General features: G+C 49.4%; 4 protein-coding genes. All 4 read right to left on the bottom strand.

Going from position 1 to position 6,341, the window contains the following annotated elements; genetic code table 11:
- Nucleotides 1–563: 563 nt before the first annotated feature.
- On the bottom strand, nt 564–1,616 hold the full coding sequence (locus ACFVSO_RS16240) for a TIGR03943 family putative permease subunit (protein ID WP_387475321.1): 1,053 nt from the start codon (nt 1,614–1,616) through the stop codon (nt 564–566).
- A gap of 23 nt (nt 1,617–1,639) precedes the next feature.
- Nucleotides 1,640–2,566 (bottom strand): permease, encoded by a 927-nt coding sequence (locus tag ACFVSO_RS16235; RefSeq protein WP_387475319.1) that lies wholly within the window; start codon nt 2,564–2,566, stop codon nt 1,640–1,642.
- A gap of 242 nt (nt 2,567–2,808) precedes the next feature.
- Complete coding sequence (gene cydC / locus ACFVSO_RS16230; RefSeq protein ID WP_387475317.1) at nt 2,809–4,533, bottom strand: thiol reductant ABC exporter subunit CydC; 1,725 nt, start codon at nt 4,531–4,533, stop codon at nt 2,809–2,811.
- Nucleotides 4,530–6,305, bottom strand: a complete 1,776-nt coding sequence (gene cydD / locus ACFVSO_RS16225; RefSeq protein ID WP_387475315.1) for a thiol reductant ABC exporter subunit CydD — start codon at nt 6,303–6,305, stop codon at nt 4,530–4,532. The genes cydC and cydD overlap by 4 nt, the downstream gene beginning before the upstream one ends.
- Nucleotides 6,306–6,341 lie beyond the last annotated feature (36 nt).

Below are 6,341 nucleotides of genomic sequence, written 5' to 3'. Positions count from 1 at the left end.
GATCGGTTCCTCCGTTATTACAACAACGAACGTATCCATGGCAGCCTACAAGACTGGCCGCCCAAAGCATATTTAAGATTGGTCACCGCTGGCGTCCTACACGCTCAAAAAATTGCGCTTTAATGTGAATGCGAGAGCATGAGTGTGGGAAGTGTCCAAAATTAGGGGGTTAACCCGAGAACCGACTTAACTGCCTGTAGCAGCCTCGACCGCCCCGTATAAGTCGATAGGATCGACTTAACTGCCTGTAGCAGCCTCGAACGTCCCGTATAAGTCGATAGAACCGACTTAAATGCCCGTAGCAGCCTCGAACGTCCCGTATAAGTCGATCGGATCGACTTATCGACTTAAATACGCGAACCAGCCTCGTCTGACACGAAGGGCTGTCTCAACAGTCATCAAATGACTGAGAGACGTCCCTTCTTCATTTTGTAAAGCCAAAAACCATAGAAGTACAGCCTACCATTTACGAAAGGAACGGTTTCTTTGAACATTAAATGTACCTTGGACCAACTTCATCTGCCAATGGACGCAGAGGCCAACATTCCTCTCCATCACTCTCATCATTCTTGAACGAGGTCAGTAAAATCACCAAAGTACGGGTAGACATAGGGGTCCTTCGGAGCTTCCATCATCTCGATTTTCTGAGCATCCAAGCTAATAATTTCGATCCCGTCATATTCGGTCACGCCGATTACGCCTGTTAGCTTCATCCAGGAATCTTCAGCATAGCTTGCCGCCCTGCTTGATTCCACCAGTATCCCGTAAGGCATGGAATCGGCGGCACAGCATGTCATGGCCATACGCGAAATAACAAATTGATTAGGAGCCATATTGTCCTCACGGTATACAAATCCGCTAATCTCCAGCTTCTTGCCTACAAAATTTTGCCGATAGAGATCGATTACCGTAATAATTTCCAGAAATCCCTCTTCAACGACCGGTATGACTTCTTTAGGATATAGTTGTTGTCCCAGCGCACCATACTCTTCCGTATATATATCCGTAGGGAACAAGGCATCAAGCTTCTCCTCAGAGGAGACTTCTCCATCAGCCTTATCCGTTATCCCGGTATCCTTATCCCGCAGCTGTTCCTCGATCGCAGCTATCCGGTCCTCAGGAATGAGGGAGTTTTCCTTAATGATTGCAGCAAAGGAATCTTCTTGCCCTTGCTCTTCATCTTCTATATCTTCCGTGAGCGGCGGCGCAGACGACATGATTGGCGTCTGTATGCTGCTTACATTCAGATTCATCCCTTTCACAGCCGCCACTTCACTGCCCATAATTTTGTCAGGCAGCATGAAGCCCATAAGGAGAGGAACTATGAATACCCCGTACATCAAGATATTTTTGCTTATTGAGCTTGAATGAGCGTGGCCGCAGTCGCATGCCGTCTCTTCATTCCTCTGATGCGTACTCTGCAATGCCAGATAGATATAATAGACCGCCAATAGAAACAGGACAATCGACGTAACCTTTACGTACGGTATCATCTTGGGCACGATGTAATATTGCAGCTTATCGATCTTGACCAGTTTCACCACATAGAAAGCGAAGCCTGCCAGAATAGCGGCTCGAATCAAATAATGAATACCCATACTCTTATGTTCATGCATGTCCGCTCATCCCCTCTTCCCCTTTAAAAATAAAACCTGCCCACGAGTAAAGCGCCTAACGGAACCAGAATGGCGACAAGCACAATCAATAGGATAACAAATCTGGCTTTGAACGCAGAAAGCAGCATGAGCGTTCCCTTCAAATCAATCATCGGCCCGAACACCAGGAAGGTAAGAAGAGAAGTAGCGGAAAAGGTGCTCATAAATGAAGCCGCGACAAAAGCATCCGCAGTGGAACAAAGAGAAAGGATGTAGGCAAAGCCAATCATAAAGAGATGAGATGTATATTCACCCTGACCGATGTCTATTAATTCGGAGCGCGGAATAAACGCTTGTATGAGAGCTGTTATAAAGGAACCCAGAATCAGATACTTGCCCATGTCAAAAAACTCGGAGCCTCCATGCTGGATTGCCTCTTGGAGCTTGTTCCTCTTCTTCGTGGAGTGTGTGTTCCCATGCGTATGATGAGCATGTGCCGCATCCCGTGTATCCTTAAGTGGATTATGTTTGACGAACAAATAAATAATCAGGCCAATACAGGCGGCAACGGCAATAGCAAGTCCCATACGAGCGTATACCATTTCCGGCTTCGTCCGGAACGCTACGAATGTAGCAGAGTAGACCACGGGATTCACAATCGGGCCGGCAAGGAAAAAAGTAACACCCGCATATAGCGGCATTCCCTTTGCGATCAGTCTCCTCACGACCGGAATGAGCCCGCATTCGCATACAGGGAACAAGATGCCGAGGAAGCTCGCGACCAACACGCCCAAGATCGGATTTTTCGGAATGAACCGCTTAATCCATTGTTCAGGAATATACACTTGCATGAGCGACGACACCACAACTCCAAGCAATAAGAAAGGCATCGCTTCAAGCACAATGCTGATCAGCATCGTCTTGAACGTGTTCATCCCTTGCACATTGGCAAGTACATCCGTGCTCAGCATCTCAGGATACACGGCAATTACAATGATCAGTCCTATGACTATAATAAAGGTTAAATTAATTTTCCATGTAGACGTTGACGCAGGAACCCACCCCCTTGTTCGTAATGATTACTTTTAAAAGAAGTATATATCCCTTTTATTGGTACGTCAATGCTCTTTCATTTTATCCAAACCAACCAAATAAGGACATAGCTCCTTAGAGCCATGTCCTTGAATGGAGGAACGATGAGATCGTTCGTCTCCTATCCTTCTTCGCCTATCAATTGCCGTTCGATTTGTTTCATTTCATAAAAGGTTCCCTGCCGGTCCATTAATTCGGCGTACGTGCCTTCTTCGACAATCCTTCCTTGATCCATCACTATAATGTGATCCATCCTCTCCAACCCATTCAGCCGATGACAGATTAGAAGCATCGTGTCGTTAGCCGACTGCTCGAACAGATACTGGAAGATGGATTGCTCGGTAACGGCATCCAGTGATGATGTCGGCTCATCGAGCAGCCATAACCGGCCGCCCTTCAGAATGGCTCTTGCCAAGGCAAGACGCTGTTTCTCTCCATCGGACAAATTTTCGCCTTTTTCATATACGGCATCGTCCAATGATTTGTACGGCAGTTGTACGTTAGTCATCACAGTCGTCAATGCTTCATCGGAGTGCGTGTCCCCGCTCAACAGCAGATTGTCCCGAATGGTGCCTCGAAAGAAATGATGATGCTGCAGCACGACGGCTGACCTCTGCCAGATGCTGGCTTCATCCAGCTCCTCTAGCGAAATGCCATTAATCCGAATTTGACCTTGAGTTGGCGTGTACAGCTTCAGCAGCAATTCGAGAATCGTCGTCTTGCCTGCTCCGCTAGGTCCGACAATCGCCGTCTTTGTTCCGGACGGGATACGTATCTGAACATCCCGCAGAGCGGCCCGCCATTCCCCCTCGTATTGAAACTGTAGTTCAAAAAACGCGATAGAAGGTGCCTCTTGATCAGATAAAGTCCTCAACGGCTCTAGCGGCTGCTTTACGTCAGGTTGGACAGTCTCCGCGAGTCTTTGGGCCGCATGCTCGCTATCTTGCTTATAAGCAGGGAGAGTCGCCATTGCCGCAGCTTCCTCGAATACAGTGAGCGCAGCCATAACAAGCATGGCCAGAAACACACCATCCAAGGAGTTATTGATGATCAAATACCCGCCTAGGACAAGCACACTCCAGGTAATAAAAAAGGTCATAAATGCATGAATCGATTGCCCGTACAACAGATGGGACCCTGAGGCTTGCTGCTCGTCGGCCAAAGCTGACGATGTTTGTCGCAGCTGTTGCTCGCGCTGCTCCAGTTGTCCATACACCTTCAATTCAAGAAAGCCGTACAGCATCTCCGTCAATTCAGTCGAAAGCGCTGCGCGCCCAAGACGAACGCGACCGCGAATGCTCCGCAGGCCATGCATGACGATTGCTGGAATAACAAACGCCGTTACAATCATGCCCAGCACGAACAGACATGAGATCCAAATCGAATAGAAGGAAGTAAATAATACCGTTGCCAAAAATACCATCACCAGCACCAACGGCGGATAAGCGACCCGCAAAAAATAATGCTGCAAACTCTCCACATCCCCGACAATGCGTGCCAGAAGATCACCGCTTCGCTTATTCCGTTGAATTCCGGGAGCCAATGGAACCAGTCTCGCAAAAAAATCAGTACGCAAGCGGCTTAGAATAGAGAACGTCGCTCTATGGGTGTACAGCCGTTCCGCATAGCGACTGAACGCCCGAAGCAGTCCCAGTATCTTCACGATAGAGATTAAGACAATCAAGGTATAGAGCGGCGGGGCGAATACCGTCTTCGAGATGAGATATCCGCTAGCGGAGAAGAGGCTCACGCCCCCTATCCCAGCCACGAATCCGCCTACGATGGCTATGGCAATATCCTTTCGCTCCCGTATCATCGCTTTCGTCAGGATCGCTAGTTCGCTCATCCGAGTCTCCCCTTCCGCTGAATATCCACCATCTCCGCATACTGCGGCAAGCGTGTGATGAGCTCATCATGCCGGCCGCTATCCAGAAGCAAGCCATTCTCCAGGAAGACGATGCGGTCAGCATCGCGTATCGTATACAGACGATGCGCGACGGTAATCATCGTCGCTTGTTTCGCCAGCTCTCCGATCGACCGTTGCAGAACTCTTTCGGTATACATATCCAGCCCGACAGTTGGTTCATCGAACAAAATAACAGCGGGCCGGTTCAAGAAAGCTCTAGCCAGCGCAAGCCTCTGTTTCTCACCGCCGGACAGCCCCCTGCCGCCTTCGCCAACCAGCGTATCGCAGCCCTTCTCCAGTTCGCTAATCAAAGTCGATAGACCAGCCGAAGCTGCTGCTTGCTCGATCTCGGAGCGGCTCACGGCTCGTTTCGTACCAATGGTGATATTGTCAGCTAAAGTTCCGGCGAATATATAGGGATGCTGGGTTATATAGCTGACTCGTTCGAACCAAGATGCATCCCCATAAGAAGCGAGGGGGCGGCCATTCACCACTACCTCGCCCGATATCGGACGGAGCAAGCCGGCAATGAGATGCAGCATCGTTGTTTTGCCAGAGCCGCTCTTGCCCACAATCGCAATCTTCTGACCCGGCGATATGGCTAACGAATCTGCAGCTAGCTCGAAGGAGTCCTCACCGTATCGGAATCGGACATGCTTCAGCTCGATTGTTGGCGGCATAAGAGTCGTCATCGCCTCTACATCCAGCCTGTCCGCCGCGCTCATTGCATTCGGCTCTCGTGTTTCTCCCTTTGATGCCTCTAGCAAGTCTTCCACTTTTCGAGCCGCGCCCATGCTGGTTCGTCCGCTATGAAAAGCGGTTCCCGTATTTTTTAATAGACTGAAAAATTCAGGAACAAGCAGCAAAATAAAAAAGGCGGTTTCAAAGGTCATGGAGGATTTGAAAACAAGAAGCTGCAGCGCTAGCTCAAGTGACACCAGCCCAATGCTCAGCATCACGATCAATTCCAGCATGAAAGTATTCGTAAAGGCGATCCGCAGAATCGCCATAGTGGCATCCCTGAAGGCAAGGCTGCTTTGCTTAATCGCTTCCTCTTGATGGCGTACTCTGCCATAAAGCTTCAAGGTGACCAGCCCCTGAAGCGAATCTAAAAATGTACCGGAAAATTGGGCCAGCTGGTCGAATTTCTCCTCCGACTTTTTTTTCGTCTTTAATCCTACCAGCACCATAAATATCGGAATAAACGGAGCCGTAACCAGCATAATCAACCCGGACGGATAATGCAGAATAAAGACGGTGACTATTAGCATGAGCGGAATAATGGCCGCTTCCATCATGCGGGGCACATATTGGCTGAAATAACTGTCCGTCTCATCGACCGCATCCAGCATAACGCTCACTTTGCTTCCCGTCTGTCCGCCGTGTGCAGTTGGTACGGAATCGTTAACCAGCTTGCGCAGCAGCTCGCTTCGCATCACCTTCTTCACGTGTGCGACCATCTTCAAGCCGATGTGCCCGTTCAGATGTACGAATAATGTGCGTGCCAGCATGACAGCAAGCAGTGCGCCCAACATAACTGCAATGGACGAAAGCGTTGCTTTCATGACAAATATCCGGTTCACCGCTGCGGACAACAGTGCGGCTTGGCTGATTATGGCTGCACCCAGGGCGAGTGAAGTGAATCCAAGTACGATCAAGCTCTTCCGCTGTGACGACAGTTGTACAGCGATCAAGCTGCGTTTTCTACTCACGCCAATTCCCCTCCTATTCCCGCCGATTGTCAGGAG

This window comes from Paenibacillus sp. NPDC057967 (assembly GCF_042887015.1).
In the GTDB taxonomy this organism is placed as follows: Bacteria; Bacillota; Bacilli; order Paenibacillales; family Paenibacillaceae; genus Pristimantibacillus.
Note: the sequence above shows the minus strand (reverse complement) of the source record. Positions and strands in the feature narration are given on the sequence as shown.

What these genes read in the sequence shown, in the direction of transcription:
- ACFVSO_RS16240 (WP_387475321.1), bottom strand. Translation starts at nt 1,616, where the DNA reads ATGCATGAACATAAGAGTATGGGTATTCATTATTTGATTCGAGCCGCT.
- ACFVSO_RS16235 (WP_387475319.1), bottom strand. Translation starts at nt 2,566, where the DNA reads ATGCTGAGCACGGATGTACTTGCCAATGTGCAAGGGATGAACACGTTC.
- cydC (WP_387475317.1), bottom strand. Translation starts at nt 4,533, where the DNA reads ATGAGCGAACTAGCGATCCTGACGAAAGCGATGATACGGGAGCGAAAG.